The sequence below is a fragment of the Aliirhizobium smilacinae genome (assembly GCF_006335145.1).
In the GTDB taxonomy this organism is placed as follows: domain Bacteria; phylum Pseudomonadota; class Alphaproteobacteria; order Rhizobiales; family Rhizobiaceae; genus Neorhizobium; species Neorhizobium smilacinae.
This window is the reverse complement of sequence record NZ_VDMN01000001.1, coordinates 2,006,668-2,024,863: the sequence shown is the minus strand read 5'-3', so window position 1 is coordinate 2,024,863 and position 18,196 is coordinate 2,006,668. Positions and strand designations below refer to the sequence as shown.

Annotated in this window: 20 protein-coding genes and 1 tRNA gene; 6 read left to right on the top strand and 15 right to left on the bottom strand. The window is 57.2% G+C overall.

What is annotated here, in order from left to right; genetic code table 11:
- Positions 1–88: 88 nt before the first annotated feature.
- From FHP24_RS09925 to cyoA, 5 genes are all read right to left on the bottom strand, one after another.
- Positions 89–805 (bottom strand): SURF1 family protein, encoded by a 717-nt coding sequence (locus FHP24_RS09925; RefSeq protein WP_139675885.1) that lies wholly within the window; start codon positions 803–805, stop codon positions 89–91.
- 73 nt (positions 806–878) lie between these two features.
- Positions 879–1,280 carry a cytochrome o ubiquinol oxidase subunit IV gene (gene cyoD, locus FHP24_RS09920; protein WP_139675884.1) on the bottom strand — a complete coding sequence of 134 codons (402 nt, stop codon included), beginning with the start codon at positions 1,278–1,280 and terminating at the stop codon, positions 879–881.
- Positions 1,277–1,897: a cytochrome o ubiquinol oxidase subunit III gene (cyoC, locus tag FHP24_RS09915; RefSeq protein WP_139675883.1), complete on the bottom strand. Its 621-nt coding sequence runs from the start codon at positions 1,895–1,897 to the stop codon at positions 1,277–1,279. Before cyoC ends, cyoD begins: the two co-directional genes overlap by 4 nt.
- Positions 1,898–1,899: 2 nt before the next feature.
- The gene (cyoB, locus tag FHP24_RS09910) at positions 1,900–3,903 is read right to left on the bottom strand and encodes a cytochrome o ubiquinol oxidase subunit I (RefSeq protein WP_139675882.1); all 2,004 of its coding nucleotides are present in this window, start codon (positions 3,901–3,903) and stop codon (positions 1,900–1,902) included.
- A 53-nt stretch (positions 3,904–3,956) separates the two neighbouring features.
- Positions 3,957–5,096 (bottom strand): ubiquinol oxidase subunit II, encoded by a 1,140-nt coding sequence (gene cyoA, locus FHP24_RS09905; protein ID WP_139675881.1) that lies wholly within the window; start codon positions 5,094–5,096, stop codon positions 3,957–3,959.
- A gap of 317 nt (positions 5,097–5,413) precedes the next feature.
- Between cyoA and FHP24_RS09900 the strand changes: the two genes are divergently transcribed.
- The 5 genes from FHP24_RS09900 (at position 5,414) to FHP24_RS09885 (ending at position 9,241) form a co-directional block, all read left to right on the top strand.
- Positions 5,414–6,763, top strand: coding sequence for an MFS transporter (locus tag FHP24_RS09900; RefSeq protein ID WP_139675880.1), 1,350 nt, complete (start codon positions 5,414–5,416; stop codon positions 6,761–6,763).
- 237 nt (positions 6,764–7,000) lie between these two features.
- Positions 7,001–7,075 (top strand) — tRNA-Thr (locus FHP24_RS09895).
- Between the two features lie 184 nt (positions 7,076–7,259).
- Entirely contained in the window at positions 7,260–8,000 is a 741-nt protein-coding gene (locus FHP24_RS29415; protein ID WP_394344613.1) for an FRG domain-containing protein, read from the top strand.
- 214 nt (positions 8,001–8,214) lie between these two features.
- Entirely contained in the window at positions 8,215–8,418 is a 204-nt protein-coding gene (locus tag FHP24_RS28710; RefSeq protein WP_180355941.1) for a hypothetical protein, read from the top strand.
- Complete coding sequence (locus tag FHP24_RS09885; RefSeq protein ID WP_139675878.1) at positions 8,393–9,241, top strand: SDH family Clp fold serine proteinase; 849 nt, start codon at positions 8,393–8,395, stop codon at positions 9,239–9,241. Before FHP24_RS28710 ends, FHP24_RS09885 begins: the two co-directional genes overlap by 26 nt.
- A gap of 698 nt (positions 9,242–9,939) precedes the next feature.
- On the opposite strand, the gene FHP24_RS09880 is transcribed toward FHP24_RS09885, so the two are convergent.
- From FHP24_RS09880 to FHP24_RS09860, 5 genes are all read right to left on the bottom strand, one after another.
- Entirely contained in the window at positions 9,940–10,392 is a 453-nt protein-coding gene (locus tag FHP24_RS09880) for a hypothetical protein (RefSeq protein WP_139675877.1), read from the bottom strand.
- Positions 10,393–11,015: 623 nt separating this feature from the next.
- On the bottom strand, positions 11,016–11,255 hold the full coding sequence (locus tag FHP24_RS09875) for a hypothetical protein (RefSeq protein WP_246091644.1): 240 nt from the start codon (positions 11,253–11,255) through the stop codon (positions 11,016–11,018).
- Positions 11,252–11,614, bottom strand: a complete 363-nt coding sequence (locus FHP24_RS09870; protein ID WP_139675876.1) for a hypothetical protein — start codon at positions 11,612–11,614, stop codon at positions 11,252–11,254. The genes FHP24_RS09875 and FHP24_RS09870 overlap by 4 nt, the downstream gene beginning before the upstream one ends.
- The gene (locus tag FHP24_RS09865) at positions 11,611–12,207 is read right to left on the bottom strand and encodes a hypothetical protein (protein ID WP_139675875.1); all 597 of its coding nucleotides are present in this window, start codon (positions 12,205–12,207) and stop codon (positions 11,611–11,613) included. The genes FHP24_RS09870 and FHP24_RS09865 overlap by 4 nt, the downstream gene beginning before the upstream one ends.
- Positions 12,204–12,566: a hypothetical protein gene (locus tag FHP24_RS09860; protein ID WP_139675874.1), complete on the bottom strand. Its 363-nt coding sequence runs from the start codon at positions 12,564–12,566 to the stop codon at positions 12,204–12,206. Before FHP24_RS09860 ends, FHP24_RS09865 begins: the two co-directional genes overlap by 4 nt.
- Positions 12,567–12,669: 103 nt before the next feature.
- On the opposite strand from FHP24_RS09860, the gene FHP24_RS09855 reads away from it, so the two are divergent.
- Positions 12,670–12,900, top strand: a complete 231-nt coding sequence (locus FHP24_RS09855) for a transcriptional regulator (RefSeq protein ID WP_139675873.1) — start codon at positions 12,670–12,672, stop codon at positions 12,898–12,900.
- 13 nt (positions 12,901–12,913) lie between these two features.
- Here FHP24_RS09855 and FHP24_RS09850 read toward each other — a convergent pair whose 3' ends face one another.
- From FHP24_RS09850 to FHP24_RS09830, 5 genes are all read right to left on the bottom strand, one after another.
- Positions 12,914–13,267 carry a hypothetical protein gene (locus tag FHP24_RS09850; RefSeq protein ID WP_139675872.1) on the bottom strand — a complete coding sequence of 118 codons (354 nt, stop codon included), beginning with the start codon at positions 13,265–13,267 and terminating at the stop codon, positions 12,914–12,916.
- Between the two features lie 215 nt (positions 13,268–13,482).
- Positions 13,483–15,513 (bottom strand): hypothetical protein, encoded by a 2,031-nt coding sequence (locus FHP24_RS09845; RefSeq protein WP_139675871.1) that lies wholly within the window; start codon positions 15,511–15,513, stop codon positions 13,483–13,485.
- Entirely contained in the window at positions 15,513–17,615 is a 2,103-nt protein-coding gene (locus FHP24_RS09840; protein ID WP_139675870.1) for a hypothetical protein, read from the bottom strand. The genes FHP24_RS09845 and FHP24_RS09840 overlap by 1 nt, the downstream gene beginning before the upstream one ends.
- Entirely contained in the window at positions 17,615–17,890 is a 276-nt protein-coding gene (locus FHP24_RS09835) for a hypothetical protein (protein WP_139675869.1), read from the bottom strand. The genes FHP24_RS09840 and FHP24_RS09835 overlap by 1 nt, the downstream gene beginning before the upstream one ends.
- Entirely contained in the window at positions 17,887–18,144 is a 258-nt protein-coding gene (locus FHP24_RS09830) for a hypothetical protein (protein WP_139675868.1), read from the bottom strand. Before FHP24_RS09830 ends, FHP24_RS09835 begins: the two co-directional genes overlap by 4 nt.
- Between the last annotated feature and the right edge of the window lie 52 nt (positions 18,145–18,196).

Below are 18,196 nucleotides of genomic sequence, written 5' to 3'. Positions count from 1 at the left end.
GTGTCGGCAGGCGGGTGGTTCAAGATGGAGTTGAAATTATTCTTGTGCTGTTGCAACTCGGCTTTGCAGCCGCCCGCGAGAGCCCTTGTCAGGTCTCCTTGCGCAGGAAGCGCGGGATCAGAACCAGGGCTGCAAAAGACATGATCGCAAGCGTGAACCACGTCAGCGCGTAGACAAGGTGGCTGTTCCTGAATTGAATGACCGTCAGGCCTCCCACCGGATAACCGCCCGGATTGGCAGTTGCATCGGCATCGATGAAATAGGGCGCAAGATTGGCAAGCCCCTTGTTTGCGCCGATAGCCTGCACGTCGCGGGAATACCAGTTGCCGGCAACAGGGTTGTTACTGCGAAGGAATGCCCCTCCGGGTTCGGTAAGGCGCAGTAGCCCGCTAACGTTCACTTCGCCTTGCGGCTGACCCTCCGTGCGGGATGCGGGATCACGCCGTTCCAGAGGTACGAATCCGCGATTGACGAGTACGGTTCTGCCGTCTTCCGAGGTGAGCGGCGTGACGACCCAGAAGCCGGGGCCTCTTTCCGTCACCGCCTGAACCAGAGTTTCGCGTGAATGGTCGAAGGTTCCGGCCAGCGTCACATGCCGATATTCGGCATCGCCGTCGATGGTCAGCCATTCGGCATTTGCTGGCGGAGCTATCGCTTCGGCATGGACGCGGGAATCCACGCGGGCGATCAGGTCAAGCTTCCAGAAAAGCCGCTGGACCTGCCAAAGGCCGAGAGCGGTGAAGACAAGAGCCGCAAAAAGCAGAAACGCCCGAAAGCCAAGAGATGATTTCACGGGCGTTTCCATTTCTTCAGAAGTGTTCGTGCCAGTCCGTGCGGTCTGGTGAAGGTAGCCCTGGAGCGGGCTACCTTGATGTGCCTTAAGGCAGGTTCTTCATCATCTCGGGCGACATGACCATCATGTTCGTGTTGAGATGATGCATGACCCAGAGCGAGCCTATCAGTGCGATCGCCACGATGATGATCGTGAAGATCAGCGCCATCACCGTCCAGCCGCCCTCGGACTTGGTGTTCATGTGCAGGAAGTAGACCATATGGACGACGATCTGGATCGCGCCGATGATCATGATAGCTGCGACGGTGGCAACCTTGCTGTCGAGAACGTCACCCATGACCAGCCAGAATGGAATGGCGGTCAGGATCACCGACAGCACGAAGCCTGTCACATAGCTCTTGAGGCTTCCATGCCCGGCTTCGTGGCCATGGCTATGGCCGTGGTGGGCTTCGTGCGCATCTTCGTGCGAGGTGGAGTTGGTGGTCATCCGACTACTCCCATGAGATAGACGACAGAGAAGACACCGATCCAGACGACGTCCAGGAAGTGCCAGAACATCGAAAGGCACATCAGGCGGCGGCGGTTTTCAGCAATCAGGCCGTGCTTGGATACCTGCACCATCAGCGTGACCAGCCAGATGAGGCCGAACGTCACGTGCAGACCGTGCGTGCCGACCAGGGTGAAGAAGGCCGAGAGGAAGGCCGAACGCTGCGGGGTAGCACCTTCAAGGATCATGTGATGGAACTCATAGAGTTCGATACCCAGGAAGGCGAGGCCGAACAGGCCAGTAATGCCGAGCCAGAACAGGGTTTCCTGCTTGGCGCCGCGTTCCATCTGCAGCATCGCGAAGCCGTAGGTGATCGACGAGAACAGCAGCATGGCGGTGTTGATTGCCACGAGCTTCAGGTCGAACAGGTCGGCCGGCGAGGGGCCGGCCGCATAATTGCGGCCGAGCACGGCATAGGTCGCGAACAGCGTCGCGAAGATGAGGCAGTCGCTCATCAGGTACAGCCAGAACCCGAGGTTCGTGCTGCCTTCCGGATGATGGTCTTCCTCGAGATAGAATTGCGGCTTTTCCGCAGATTGGCTCTGAATATTGCTCATTGTCACACCTGCTTAGCCAGCAGTTCTGTCCGCTTGGCTTCTTCCGCGGAAACGGTTTCCACCGGAATATAGAAGTCACGCTTGTAGTTGAAGGTATGGCCGATGGCGACCGCGATGATGGCGATGAAGGATACGGCGACCAGCCACCAAATGTACCAGATCAGGCCGAATGCGAGGACAACGTTGAGCGCTGCCAGGATTGCACCCGTGCCGGTGTTCTTCGGCATGTGGATCGGCTTGAAACCCTGAAGCGGACGCGCATAACCGCGGTTCTTCATGTCGTACCAGCTGTCGTGATCGTGAACGACCGGCGTGAAGGCGAAGTTGTAGTCCGGCGGCGGCGAAGACGTCGACCATTCCAGAGTACGGCCATGCCACGGATCGCCCGTCTCATCCTTCAGTTCCTCGCGCTTGATGTAGCTGACGACGAGCTGGATGATGAACGACAGGATGCCGATGGCGATCATGCCGGCGCCGACTGCAGCGATGATGAACCAGATCTGCAGCGAAGGGTCTTCGAACTGGGACATGCGGCGGGTAACGCCCATCAGGCCGAGCACGTAGAGCGGCATGAAGGCGAAGTAGAAGCCGATGAACCAGAACCAGAAGCTCATCTTGCCCCAGAAGGGATCGAGCTTGTAGCCGAATGCCTTCGGGAACCAGTAGGTGACGCCGGCCATCAGGCCGAACAGCACGCCGCCGATGATCACGTTATGGAAGTGGGCGACCAGGAACAGCGAGTTGTGCAACACGAAGTCGGCCGGCGGAACTGCCAGCATGACGCCGGTCATACCGCCGATGACGAAGGTGATCATGAAGCCGATCGTCCAGAGCATCGGAACTTCATAACGGACGCGACCACGATAGATCGTGAACAGCCAGTTGAAGATCTTCGCCCCTGTCGGGATCGAAATGATCATCGTGGTAATGCCGAAGAAGGCGTTGACCGAAGCGCCCGAACCCATCGTGAAGAAGTGGTGCAGCCACACGAGGTAGGACAGGATCATGATCGCGCAGGTGGCGTATACCATCGAGGCATAACCGAACAGGCGCTTGCCGGAGAAGGTTGCGACGACTTCGGAGAAGATACCGAAGGCCGGCAGCACCAGGATGTACACTTCCGGATGACCCCAGATCCAGATGAGGTTGATATACATCATCGGGTTGCCGCCAAGATCGTTCGTGAAGAAGTTCGTGCCGACATAGCGGTCGAGCGACAGAAGAACGAGCGTTGCGGTGAGGATCGGGAAGGTGGCGACGATCAGGATGTTGGTGCAGAGCGAAGTCCAGGTGAAGACAGGCATCTTCATGAAGGACATGCCGGGAGCGCGCATCTTGACGATCGTGGCAATCAAGTTGATGCCTGAAAGCGTCGTTCCCACGCCCGCGACCTGAAGTCCCCAGATGTAATAATCGACACCGACACCAGGACTGTAATCCGCGCCCGAAAGCGGCGGATAGGCCAACCAGCCCGTCCGTGCGAATTCACCGACGAACAGCGAGATCATCACGATGATCGCGCCTGCTGTGGTCATCCAGAACGAGAAGTTGTTGAGGAACGGGAAGGAAACGTCGCGTGCGCCGATCTGCAGCGGCACGACGAAGTTCATGAAACCGGTCACGAAAGGCATCGCAACGAAGAAGATCATGATCACGCCATGGGCGGTGAAGACCTGGTCGTAGTGATGCGGCGGAAGATACCCTTCCGAACCGTTGAAGGCGATGGCCTGCTGGATACGCATCATGATTGCGTCCGAGAAGCCGCGAAGCAGCATCACGATCGCAAGGATGATGTACATGATGCCGATTTTCTTGTGATCGATACTGGTGATCCAGTCGTGCCACAGTGGCCCCCACCATTTCATGTAGGTGAGAAGACACATAAGCGCGATGCCCCCGAGGGCGACACCACAGAAGGTCGCGACGAGGATAGGCTCGTGATAGGGGATCGATTCGAGTGTCAACCGACCGAAGATGAACTTCAGGAGGTCAGGATCAGAAAACATGGGACAACCCGTTCATTTATGTCGTGTATGTCGTGCGACGCAAAGCGCCAGGTTTAATTCTTGTTGAGCTGGGCCGGCGCCGGCCCTTCGCTGTCGTGGTTCATGCCAGACATTGAGTGACCGCCTTCATGCGGAGCTGCGTCGCTCTTTGCCGGCTCGCCTGATGCCGGCACCGTGGCGCCGAGGGCGGGTACGGGGCCATGGCCGGCTGAATAATGCTCCATGTGGCGATTGTCGTACCGCAGCTTGTCGCGGTTTTCGTGGCTCTCGACGCCGCCGCCGCCCATCATGTCGATATGCATCATTTCACTCATGCACATCCGGCCCGTTTCGGCGCACATGTTGAGGACCCGCTGGTAGAGGTCCTGCTGCACGGTGGCGTAGTAGCGCACTGGCTCACGTTCGCTGGGCTTTTCCAGCTTCAAATATGTGTCCTGGTTGAGCGCGGTGCCGTTCTGCTTCACGCGTGCAATCCAGCCGTCGAAGCCTTCCTGGTTCACGCTGTGGAACTTGAAGCGCATGTGCGAGAAGCCGGCGCCACTGTAATTGGAGGAAAACCCGTCAAACACGCCTTCTTTGTTGATCACGGCGTGAAGCTTCGTCTCCATGCCCGGCATCGCATAGATCATGCCGGCAAGCGCGGGAACGTAAAAAGAGTTCATCACTGAAGAGGAGGTGATCTTGAAAGTGATTGGACGATCGATCGGGGCCGCCATCTCGTTGACGGTGGCAATGCCGTATTCCGGATAGAAGAACAGCCACTTCCAGTCTAATGCCACGACCTCGACTTCCAGCGGCTTGGTGCCCTCCGGGATCGTTCTTTCCGCGTCGATCCGGTCGAGCGGACGGAAAGGGTCGAGCTTGTGGGTGCTGATCCAGGTGATCGCGCCGAGTGCGATGATGATCGCAAGCGGTGCGGCCCAGATCACCACTTCGAGGCGGGTCGAGTGATGCCATTCGGGATCATACTTGGCCTTGGTGTTCGAATGGCGATAGTGCCAGGCGAAATACAAGGTCAGGAACAATACCGGGACGATGATCAGCAGCATCAGCACCGTCGAGACGACGATGAGATCGGCCTGCTGTTGGGCGATATCGCCCGACGGCGACATGACCACGAGGTCACAGCCCGACATCAAGGGGAGGATAAGGAAGAGGGAAAGCTGGCAAAGACGCCGTACGATTGGGGACATAGGTCTGCTCAAATTTGCTTTTTATCTAGTTCGCCTATCGGAGCGTGGCCCCGATCTCCATGAGGTGTTTCGTCGCAGTGCTACAATTTTTCGCACCACCGACCACCACCTGCTCCATCTGAATGGAGGGCGGCCCTGCGGCGCGCAATCTAGCTCATAAAGTTGACAGAAGACAGAGCTTATGGCGCCGAACCTGACGATTGTGGCAAAATTTGCTAATTTTCGAATTTTCACAAATTCTCGGTTGAAATCTTGATTGACAGCAAGTCCGGCCAACATACTCATTGTTGCAATGACGCGAAGGAGGAACGTTAGTCATGGCAGAGGCAACAATCTTGACGACTGGACCGTCGTCCTCGGCACTGGAGCGAGACGCAAGGCACATCCACGATGACAAGCCGATTTCGGCGGGTAACATCGCCATCGGCGTGGTGATTGGCCGGACGTCCGAATTTTTCGACTTCTTCGTTTTTGGTCTGGGCTGTGTGCTGGTCTTTCCCCGGCTGGTTTTCCCATTCGCGCCGGACCCGATCACCGCGACACTCTATTCTTTCGCCATCTTCTCGCTTGCCTTCCTGGCAAGACCGGTCGGATCCTTCGTTTTCATGTGGATCGACCGAACCTTCGGCCGTGGCACGAAGCTGACGACGGCGCTGCTCATTCTTGGTGGCTCGACCGCGTCCATCGCCTTCCTGCCGGGCTATGAGACGATCGGCATGTGGTCCGTGGCGCTTCTGGCCCTGTTCCGTCTCGGCCAGGGTTTTGCGCTGGGGGGAGCGTGGGATGGTCTGGCCTCCCTGCTGGCAATGAACGCGCCGCCGAATCGCCGTGGTTTTTACGCGATGATCCCGCAGCTCGGAGCGCCTGTCGGCTTCGCTCTGGCCAGCATACTGTTCGGATATTTCGTCGTTAATCTTTCCGATGCGGATTTCCTTGAATGGGGTTGGCGTTTTCCCTTCTTCGTCGCGTTTGCGATCAACGTCGTGGCTTTGTTTGCAAGGCTGCGCATCGTCGCCTCGCATGAATTCGGCACGGCGATGGAAAATCACGAACTCGAAGCCAAGCCGATCACGGACGTGTTGCGGGTCCATGGTTTTGATATCGTGATCGGCGCCTTTGCACCGCTGGCGAGCTTCGCCATGTTCCATCTGGTGACGATTTTCCCCTTGAGCTGGGTAACCTTGCACGGCGGACAATCGGCCGGCCCCTTCCTGTTCGTGCAGGTGCTGGGCGCGCTCTGTGGCTTTGCAACCATCATGCTGTCGGGTTTCCTGGCAGACCGCATCGGGCGCCGGCGCCAGTTGCTGATCGGCGCATTCATCATCGCCGTGTTCAGCTTCACTGCTCCTTTCCTGCTCAATGCAGGTGGCGCAGGGCAGGCGGCCTTCATCATCCTCGGCTTTGCCATCCTCGGCCTGTCGTTCGGTCAGGCCTCCGGCTCCGTGTCTTCGCGTTTCAGTAAGGGCTACAGATATACCGGCTCCGCTTTGACCTCCGACCTTGCCTGGTTGATCGGTGCAGGCTTTGCGCCTCTGGTCGCACTCGGCCTTGCCAGCAATTTCGGCATTATCTTCATCGGCGGTTACCTGATCTCGGGTGCGATCTGCACGATCCTGGCACTGCTGCTGAGCAGTACGCTGGATACTGTCGATGTTCCGGCGAAATGATAGCTGAACACACGGCGGGGCTGCCATTTGGCCCCGCCGTCCGTCGTCTCCACATGGCGATCACCGGCGATCTGATGCATTTCCTCAATGACGGCTCGACAACAGAGCCTGTTGCCGAAGCTTGGTCGTAACTCTTGTAAGTTCTCGACAAATAGTTGATTTGCCGCTTGCGCTCATCCTGAACCTATGGCAATAGGCCGCTCACCAACGACGCGGGAGCAACCGCGCCGCTCAGATGCTGCTATAGCTCAGGGGTAGAGCACTCCCTTGGTAAGGGAGAGGCCGAGAGTTCAAATCTCTCTAGCAGCACCATTTATTATACCTAATATCTTGAATTAATTGTATAATTAGGTTCCGGTCAAAGCACCGATCCCCCTGCGTATCCCCCTAATGCGATCCGGTGGGAGCGAGCGATGATGCAAAAATCAGAACCGCGCACGTACCTTTGGCGAACGTCAAAATTAATCGGAAGCTGCGACCTTTGAACATTTTAGAAATGCAGACAAGTTCCCTGTCTGAATATCTATCGCTGATAGAATCACAGCCAGGTGACTATCGGCATATATTTCGCGGGCATCATGATTCGTGTTGGGGTCTCGTTCCGGGCTTGTATCGGATACAGAACCCGAACATATTCAACGGCACGTTGGAGGCTAGCTACGACGCGTATGAAGCGCGGTGCCTAGAAGTCTTTTTTAACGAGGGCCTTCCGTACCTCCCTTCTATCCAGAGAGGTTATTCCAACGACCGAATTCTTGCACAGCATTTTGGCGTGCCCACTCGTTTCCTTGATTGGACGCGAGATCCTCTCGTTGCTCTCTTCTTCGCAGTTGAACAGGACGTCGACATCGACGCTGCTGTCTTCATGATATTGCCTGACGCACAATACCTACCCGAGCATGTCAGAAGCCTCGGGTCGCACAAGGCGATTGCGCTAACTCCGCCCGCAATCGACAGGCGCATCCCCGCTCAGAAATCAGTGTTTACATTTCACCCTTTCGGCCCTAGCGACGCTCCCTTTGTCCCGCTTGATCAGCGGCCGGACATGGGTAATCAGATAACTTCGGGTGACGGGCTGGTTCGTGGTTTCACCAAAATCGTCATCCCTGCCCGGAGGAGGCGCCACCTTCGGCATACGTTACTGAGCATAGGAGTTGATAGGCGCAATTTATTCCCAGGCCTCGATGGCGTGGGAATGGACGTTGGCGCGCGGGCTAGATCGATGCTTATCTTCTGATACCAAACACTATTAGTAAAACGCATCGATCGGCGGGCCTCATATATTTTTAAGGCTGACCGGATAAAATAACGGCGAGAGCGTTATCCCTTCCGACAAATGCCTTGACGGCTATCAGCGTGACTGATTCTCTTAATGCCAGATGCGCGGACAGCCACGCACAACGATAGGCTTCTATGACCGAAGCGGAACCACTCGCTCGATGGAGAGCATCATGAACCTTTTTCAATCTGTCGCGATGGCAGATATTTCCGATATCACTCGGCCAAAGTCTTCCGGCCGCATGGTAGATACTCGCGTCGTTCATGCTCCCGCCGAACCGCGACCGGACTATGACAAGATGAGGCGCATGGTTCACGGCGATGCGGCAGAGACGAAGACACCGGGGGAATATGAGCGGGACCGAGGACAAGGCTAGTCCGGCCGAGCAGGCCAAATTTCCCAGAGGCAAATCGCTTCCTTCGCAGTCGCCACTATTCTGGGTCCAGCAAAAAGACAGATATCTCCGCCAGCTCATTATTTCCGATATCGAGGAAATGACCGGCAGGCGACTTGTGGTTTATTTTGCAAATCGCTTCAGAAATGAATCGATGATCAACGCCGGTGACATCCCCTATGTTGCCGAGCTGCTTGGCGACATAGGTGGCGCGCCTACGGATCTTCTTCTCGAAACCAATGGCGGCGAAACGGATGCCACTGAAGCAATTGTATCTTTGCTTCAAAGCATGGTTCCGGACCTGCGAGTGATTGTCGTGAATGCCGCGAAGAGCAACGGCACAATGATCTGCCTTGCTGCACGCGAAATCATTATGGGGCCAACCTCTGAACTCGGGCCGATCGATCCCCATCTAAATGGAGTTCCGGCGTCGATACTGATCGAGGCCCCTATCGCCCAGCAAAACTATCCCCTGCATCGCCTCGCTGCATATGCCATTATGCAGACGAAGAAGCTCGCGACATCGCTTCTGCAGACAGGGATGCTTGCGGGAAAACAGCCTCAAGAAGTGTCGGCGGTCGTTGAGGCCTTGTCTACCAAAAACGTTTTCCATTCTCATGGCTCTGTCGTAGACCATCGCGAAGCGAAAACACTCGGGTTGGCGGTGAATTACCTTCCTGAGCATGATGAACTCTGGAAGCGCGTCTGGCTGCTACACTGCATGTATGCTCAGGACATCACCACTATGAATTACCTCAAGATATTCGAAGGACGCGCACGGAGCACCTCAGTCGCGGCCAAATGAGGCGATGCGGCCAGTGGTAAGCAGTATGCCTGGTTGGGTTCTACCGGGAAGCGAGACCGACCGAAACCTTGGCTAACCTTAGCCAATCAAGGTTAAACGCTCGGTTCTAAGCTTGCCGAACGCGGCTGTGCGCAAACGTACGTCCATCAACATAAACTGAAGCTTTCACGGCCTGTACAGTCTACAGGGGCCGGATAGATCGGGCATTTCAACCGGGCAGGAATAGCTGCAAAAAAGTCTGGTATTGTCAGATTGCGTTAATTCCACCGGCTAGGAACAATAAATGTGTGCGCGCTCTGTGGTGGACGACATAGTACCTGAGATTTCAGATTTTTAAGGTTGTTACGTAACCGAAAAACCTGTTTCTGTAAAAAGACCAACGTTTACCAACATCATGCGTGACCATGGGCGAACAAATAGATTGGGAAGAAATCCGCCGGCTTGCGATCAGCACGGCCGATCCGCCCGACGATTGGGATAGTGAAATTCGACCTATCTCAATTCAAGGTGTAACCCTACTCGGCGTCCACAGAAGGACAGGGGATCTTTACTGGGACGGTCATCGAGTGGAAACGACACTTCGACTTGGCAAACGAGAGCGTGTACTCGCCGTTTTAGTCGCCGCGTCAACGGTTTCTATGGCCGTCGTAGATTTGCTTCGATATGCTTGGGGTGAGTGAACTGAATCTCGAGCCTGTTTAGTTTTCGACAGCTTTTGAGATTACCTTCGCGTTGGGAAAGTGAAATGCGATATCATCCAACGTTAACGCATCCCGCTCATCTTTTAAAAGATGCTTCCGCGCTGCAAGGATAGCGCTCAATGGATTTTTATCATTGGCATCCATAACGCCGTCACGGACATGGGTGTACAGTTCGGCTGGTAAGTACATCGCCAGTTCCCAACCGAGCTGGTTAGTTTTCCGATAAATATCCATGGTATCATCGCTGCGCAGTTGCCAAGCGTATGACATGTATTCCGCCACTCTGGCCGCTTGCTCTCGCTTCTTCTGCTCCCACTCCAGTTTGATCGTCTGTTGGCGAAGCCCCCTATCTACTAAGGCCTGTACAACCCGGTTTAGAAAGACGCCTATAAGGGCGCCGGCGAAAACAAGGAACAAGTTAAAGTAGGACAGAAAATCGATTAGCAGCATCACAGCCTCCTTGAATCGACCAACCCGACGGGTGCGACTGAAGTTTTCTGAAGTAGCAGGACGAGCGCGGCCATGCCACACCGGGCGCGCGCAGCGCTCAAAAAGTAAGGTTTTGTAAGGTTTTTATGATTGCTCACCGGGAAACAAAAACAGTGAAAAGGTTCACAAAAGTGAACATGCAGGGGTGCGCCGTTTATCGCTGTTCTAGAATTCTTCTAAGGTCTGTCGATATCGACACCGGGAAGAAATTTCGACCTGAACCACAACCTTTAACAACAAAGCCGACCGGAAAGCGATTTCGGCCTGAACACTAACATTTACTAACAGGCGGCCCGGCGTGACACCTGGCGCTCATAGTCGGTTAAATCTCAGGTTTTTTCAGGTTTGCACCGGAAAGTGGTTTCTGCCGAAATACCAACATCTACCAACATCCTTCACCGGGAGCGTTCAGCCGGTGGAATAACAATTTTTAACAGGTTCAGTGGTTCATCGGCCGCGAGTTCGGGATGTTTCCGGCCTTGATCGACATTCCTTCTCAAGCATCGCCTCGCCGGCCTTCAGGAGCCAGCGAGACAGTTTGAACATCCTTCGCGCGACCATAAGCCGGATTATGCTCCGTGCCGTCATAGCCTAGCCTCTGATTTGACAGTGGCAAACGGCAGCTCCCGCTCGTCGATATCCTCGATCTCGTCGTCTTCAAGATCCGTATCGCCGTCGATCGCATCGAGCAGAGCTATCAGCTCCTCGATATAAGTTTCCAATGTGGCCCGCCGCAGCCGGTAAATCTCGGCATGCGCCTTATCGCCCGCGCCTCGGCACCGGCGCTGGATCCGCATTCGATGAATTTTGGCCCGCGCCCTCATGACCGCACTCCTTCAAGGCGCGCGTATTCGCAAAGAATGAGGTTCGGGAGGGACTGAATAAGCGCCGCCAATTCCGGGGCTTCCAGCGTCCCGCCTTTGTCTTCGGCGATAGCCGCTACAAATTTCGCCTTAATCCGTGCATCCTCCATCTTCTGAGGCACGAAAGCGCAGATTTGTACTATGGCTTCATCCATATCGTTGCCGGCCTGCCATTGAGCGTCCAGAGCGGCGGCGTGTTCGGCAGATTCATCTGACGCCCGATTGGAGAGCCACATCGCTTCTGCGAGAATGTCATACCGATCCCAGTACGTCGCCATGAGGCGATAGATCGATGGCGTTCTGTTGCATTCGCCGGTCATAACTGCGCCTCCAAATAACCCAATGCAGCCTTCACCATTCGATCTGCGGCCTCCGATCCGTAGACGCCATTTTCATCCGAGATAGCGATCCGGAGCGCTTCGGTTGCGCCTTGCAGGCTGGCAGCGGGTTCGCTCCACTGGTTCAATTGAACTAAAACGGGAAACCAGGATCGTTTGCCATATGCATCGGCGCCTTCATCATCGTGAGGAGCATTTTCGTTGAAATCCTTCAGGCTGCGCCTGTAATTCTGGATCATTTCAAGCAATGGATCTGCGATGTCAGCGGTAGAAACCGTAGTGTGGCTCGTAACTGCGGCCACCAGGCCGCCGTCTCGCACCATGCGCCGGTTCATCCCTTTCCCCTGACACATGTTCTCGACCTCTTTCCCCAATTGCTCGGCGAGGTTTCGGAGATGGCGAAGCATGTAGACGATGCCGTCGGCCTGCTCGCTCGTCAGAGTGCAAGCATCCGAGAAATTCCCGCCGTTGCCGGCGCTGAGTTCGAAATTGATGTATTCGTCTGCGACCATTGCCGCCCGGCGCAGCTCAGATATCGAGAGGCTTACATCGGAGATTTGAGAACGCTTGCTCATTGCAGCACCGCCTGGGCGCTCGCCAGCTCGAGTTGGATTACATCGCGTGCGGTGGCGCTGCGATGGCTGCGCATGCCCCATGGGCGGGCATCGAGCCGCATCAGCTCGGCAGTGAGTTCGCGCACCCGATCGGCCGCCTTTTCCGCCAGCGTCTTCGCCGCTGCGGCGCGGGCCTGCCTTGCCAGTGCCCAAGCGTTGCGCAAAGCCTTCGCCAGTTCTTTGCGGCGGACCTGCTCATTGGCCGGCCGGCATGAGCCACCCCAGATGCGACGATAGATTGACCATGCATCCCGCATGATCTGGCGGAGGTCGAATTTCGGCATGCCTTCGGCAGCGGCCGGAACAGGGCTGTTCGACATCGGGTGTTTATCCATTGCTGTTTCGTTGTTACAAGTGTATGTATAGCATACAACCGTATGCGTCAATCCAGAAAGCATACACCTGTAACAATTTGGAGCACATATGGCTGAACTGACGCCTGAAGCAAACCGCGCGGCGCGGGCTATCTTGAAGTGGTCTGTGCGAGAGCTGGCAGAACATGCCGGGATCGCCTTCACAACGGTCCACCGGTTCGAAACGACCGGCATAGCGACCGATACTACCAAGGATAAGATCAAGGCCGCGTACGCTGCGTATGATGTAGAAATCACGAACGGAGAATACACAGGTGCACGGCTCCGCCTCAAGAAGTGAAGGCGCGCGAAGGCTAATTTATCGTGACACTATGTGGCGGCGCCTGGTCACCCAGCTCGGTTAAACCCTCACGGCACCGGCTAAGGTAGCGCATAATTCCCGCGAGCTGCGCCGTCTGGTCCTCTCCTTCGCCAGGTCCATCGACATTGCCCCGCAGTTCGAAAAACAACGCCGCTGATATCTGCTGTGAAAGATCGATCAGGGCCATTGCGTCGGCAATCGACCGACATTCCATCATGTCGATCGCATCCAGAACCGCCCCGACGGCCGACACGTTGCGCTCTCCATGCCGCGCCTCCATCTGAAGCAGTTGCAGATATTCCGCCGCTTCAGCGATGGATTGAAAATCGAGGCCAGTTATGCGCATGGTGAGCGACTTTCCTTTTTAGGCTGCCCGCAATGTTGTTGCTACGAATTTTGCAGATCGGATGCGTTCTGACGCTTGTGGCTGTGCTTTACGGCTTTGGCGTAGGCTTCAAGGCAGTGGCCGGGCTTTTTGACGGCCCGGGTTTCCCGATTGGCTTCATCTGCGGCGGCGCGCTCGTCTTCGGGGTGTGGTGGCTCGGAGAGAAGTTGGACGGATCATCGAGAGGACGCGGCACCGGACCCCAGCAATAGGGCCTTTGCGACGGAATCCGCGCGTCGATCGATCCGAGGTAACATCTCACGCGATTGCAGCGCATCGAGAATGGCGCGATTCCGCGAACTCAGAACGCGGGACATATCCGTTTCGGCGGCAGCGCGGCGCCCACTCAACAGCGCGTTTATCACCTTGTCGGACGCTTTGACGGCCATAGCGCGAGGAATGGCTTTGACGCCGCCGGCAGCAAATGAGCTTTTCACCAGATCCGGTTCAGAGGGTGATGCCTCTCCCTTGGCCGCCAGGCGCCGTGTGGTTTCGCTGTTGCGGGTAACAACTTGGTTCGTATCAGCATAAATGCGCTCGGCTTCGAGCACCTTAAACAGCCGATCCGCTTTCTCCTGTCCGAAGAGAGTTGCCAACCGAGACCTGTTCCAATCCCCCTCTGTTTTGATCAGGTTGTTGAGCTTGACGACATCGTTGGCGTGGTTACCGAGAATGCGATCGACTTCAGCTCGCGCACCTTGCGAAAGTCGCAACGGGACAGCCGATGGGCCAATCTGCATGCCTTGCGGCAATGCGCCGGCCGTTACCTCGTCAACAAGCTCAGTGGGGCGAGGTGAACTCCGTTTGCCTTCAAGGACTGTTTGACCGCGCTTCAGTGCCTCGCGCTGCCGCGCAAGCTCGGCAAAGCTTGCATCCACCTCTTTCAAGTTCGGCACCGTGCGTGCCAGCTCGTCGTCGATCTGAGAACGGACACCGGTTAGAACCCGGGTAACCTGCGGATTGGCCTCTGTCGCCATCAAGCCGTCGATCGCCTGGCGGGTCTGGAAGAGCGTGCCGGGATTGGGGTCAAGCTGGTCGGTGCCGGTGATATTCAGCATCCGGCGAACACGCTGCACGGCGGCCTGGGCATCGCCGCGAAGATTGACGGCCTGCGCCTCCAAGCCTTCAGCGATCGGCTGTGTGTTGACGGCCCTGGCACCGTTGAACGCTTCCCCGTAAAGCGGGGAGAGGGAGCGCTGACCCGCTTCGATGCCTTGATCGATCTGGGACGGAATAACATTCGGCCCAAGCGAATCGTCGACAGCTTGCCCTATCCTGCCGTTTGCGCCTGCCTGGCGTGCAGCAAGCGCATCGCGAATGATTGCCTGTCCTTCACCCGGCGTTGCCGCTATACCGCCTGCACGGCCCTGCAGTCCCGGCCCGACATCCATTATCATCGCCTCAGGCCCCAGATTATCCAGAGCGCTGCGCATTGCGCTGGCGTCGAGACCATCCCGTGCCGCGAGATTGGCAACATCCTTCACTGCGCGAGGCGTTACACCTGCGGCAGCGGCAGCGGCACGATTGGTTGCGGCATTCCAGATCTTTTGTGCGCCGACACCGATAAGGCCGCCGACACCGGGAGCAATAGCGCCAAGACCGAAGCCGATGCCGGCACCAAGCGCGGATTTTTCGATATCTCCGCCAGATCGCACCGCTGCATCCGCACCACCCAAGCCTGCACCGGAAAACGCTGATGCAGCAGAGCGCGCCGTTAAACCGGCAGTGCCTGCACCGAACGCCGCCGGTGCTGCCGCGACAAGAGGCAGCGTGCCAGCAACGGCACCGGCCACATTCGCGCCGGTCGTGACGTATGGATGTGCACCCTGTGCGGCCTTGGTCACCCCTTGGGCCTGCTTCAGGTTCTCGTCATAGCTCTCCCCATCAATGAGCGATGAAATGCCCGCTGCCGCGCGCTGGGCGCCGCCTAGTAGCATAGGGCCGGCTACCGGTATTCCGTCAACAAAGCCAGAGAGACCGGCACCGGCGGCACCGGATGCTCCTGACTGGTTTTCTTGGTCAAGCAGGGCCTGCCCTTCTTCGAACGAGATCGGTTTGTTTTCGGATGCATCGAAGCCGATTGCCTTATTGAAGTCGGCCCGCGGCATATCAGCATAGAATTTTCGATGCAGGGCCGTTGCAAGCTGCGCATCGTTCCAGTCTTCATACTGCGGGTATTTCTCGCGAATTTCTTTGATTGTCGGCATTATCGTAGCCCCAGTGGATCAAAAGTGCCTGGCGCAGAAACATCGGGCATTGCCGGGGCTGTGACGGCACCGGCTGCAGGTGCGGCAGATCTGGCGCCAGCGGCCTTTTGGCGGAACCGGTCGCGCCCGACCTCCAATATGCCCTTAAGTTCCGTCAGCGCCCCTACGAACGCATCATCTGACTGTGCAGCATTCAGGCGAGTAATAGCCTCGGTCGCCTTTTTGCCCTCAACTTCGGTGATTTGACCGCCGCCGCGTAGGCTATTGAATGCCTGAAGAAATGCTCTTCCCTCAAGCTGCCGCTTCCGCGTGTTGAAATCGGTGGCGTCGGTGCCGGCGATGTAGTTCCGCGGATCAATGATGCTGCTCATGCCTGTTGCAGTGGCGCGGCCCGGGTGCGTGAGCATCTCATCAATGAGAGATATCGAATAATCAGCATCCGCAATTGCCTGCGGGGCTGCCGCGGCTTCCTGTATCCCGGATTTGCCTGATTCCGTGCCGGCAGCTTTTTCAGACGCCTCCTTGAAGTTCTCTTTCGGGATCTGCCCGACCGGTTGCCGTGTAATCGGGTCGAGAAGCACGAAGTGCGTCCCGGCGTCGAGCTTAATCGGCTCCTTTGCCAGTGTCACACCGTCAGGCATCTTTGACTGCACGACTTGACCATTTTTGCCAAGTTGGAGCAGAACCGGGTTACCATTGGCATCGGTGCCATATTGCGGGTTCAGGCCAAGATCAGACGGCGCAGCACCGGGTGCAGTCGGAGCGTTGCGAACTTCGCCAGTCCGCTGATTGAACAGCCTGCCGTCGTCGAGCTTTGACCAGCTTCCAGATTCCGTGGCCTCAAGGTCGAGTTGGCCTTTGCGCAACTGCATCTGGTAAACTGGATCTCTCGTCTTCCGGTCCCGCTCTATCGCATCCATCGCCATCGCTCGATCGGCCTCGGTGGCATACGGGTTATTGAGCAGACGTGTTGCCTGCTGCACTGAAGGGCCGGAACTGCCCGGTGCCGTTGGCGCTGGCGGATAATACCGCTCTCCTGCCAATGCCTGGGCAACCAAGCCACCACGCGGAACCGCGGCACCGGAGGCAACCTGTGTTTCGCTCGGAAGTGGCGCGGCCGGTGCCGCGTTCCCTGCCAGTGCGGCGGCAACTGGCGAAGGTGAGCGAGCAGCCTGCGGTGCCTGCGCACTTCCGGCCAGTGCTTCCGCAACCGGCGTAGACGGCCGATAGTTCGGCGCCGAAACTGTCGGGTCACGGTAAGGGAGCTGTAATGGCTGACCAGATTGCAGGGCAATCGCACCGGCGACCGTCGGCATGCCGGCAGACGGATCGAGGCTGGCAACCTGTGTGCCGCTGCCCTGAAACTGCGGCAGATAGCCTTTTGCATAGCCAAGCCTGCGCGCGGACTCGCCGCCCGGCCGATCATGACCCGCAAACGCCCAGGCCGAATTCATCAGGCTCTGCGCTTCTTCGACACTTTTTGCGGCCTGCAGCTTTTCGATAAGCTGGAGGTTCTCCTTCAGGAAGAACCGTGCCTGCCCTTGTGGCGAAAGGTCGCCCGCTGCCGCGAGTGCGTCATACCTCGGCCCGCGCCACGACATGATGCCGCCCGCCCGGCCAGGCTTGCCGCTTTCGCTCGGATCGTCCCAGGTGCGCGCAGCATTGGCTGGTGACCAGCCGCTTTCGGCTCGCCCGGTCGAAGCGACGGCCGCCAGAGCATACGGGTTCGACAAACCGCCCGATTTTACCTCGTCTATGAACGGGCGGAATGTGTCGCCGTTGCTGGAAACGTCGGCAGCGGGGCTTGTGCTCGAAAGCTCGGCAGCGGCGCCCGGAGACGGAAGGGTTGCCCCGTCACCATAGAACGATGCCCGGTCGGCTTCCAGAGAGGCTTTGCCGGCCTTTTCTGCCTTATCAGCATCACCATTCAACTGACGGTAGATCAGCGCATCACCAAGTCCGGAAAGACCCTGGCCGATCGCCTCTCCAACACTTTCCGGCTGACGGGTCGAACCGCGCAGCAAAGCCTGTGCGATAGCCCGCTTGCGCTTGATGGATTCGGGAGTTTCCTGCGTATCGCCCCCAAAGATGAAAGAGACCATCAGAAAAGCCCCCCAGACCTAAATCCCATCATGTTTTTTATCGCCTGCATGAAACTCGGGGCGCCGCCGCCAGGCGCATCGGGGAATTGGTTCTGCGGCTGCTGTTGCCTGTAAGCGAGCGCATCGCCGAAGCCCGACATGCCTTGCCCGATGGCATCGCCTACGCTCTGAGCCTGGGAAGATTGGGCCAGTGCTCTCGCTACCGCTTGACGTTTGCGACGAGCAGCATCCTCTGGTGTTTCCTGCCCATCGCCGCCGAAGATAAAGCTTGTCATGCGCGGCCTCCCTGGGCGCCGATACCTCCGTTAAGCTCCGAGAGGTCACCCTTGCGAAAGATGCCGGAAAACTCGCGGCCGGCGCGATGGAGCTTCTCGGCAGCAGCCTGCAGAACAAATTCATTCGGGGTGATGCCTGCCCGGTTTGCGGCATCGAAAAGATTATCCCTGAAACTTTCCGTAACTCTCGCACCGCGGAGCATCACCGCAACGGAGCGTTCCCTCGGTGTGCTGTTGATCGTCTCGGCTTGCATGATGGCCTCCATGTTCGAGGCCACCAGTCCAGCGCACAATGCCGCCGCTGGC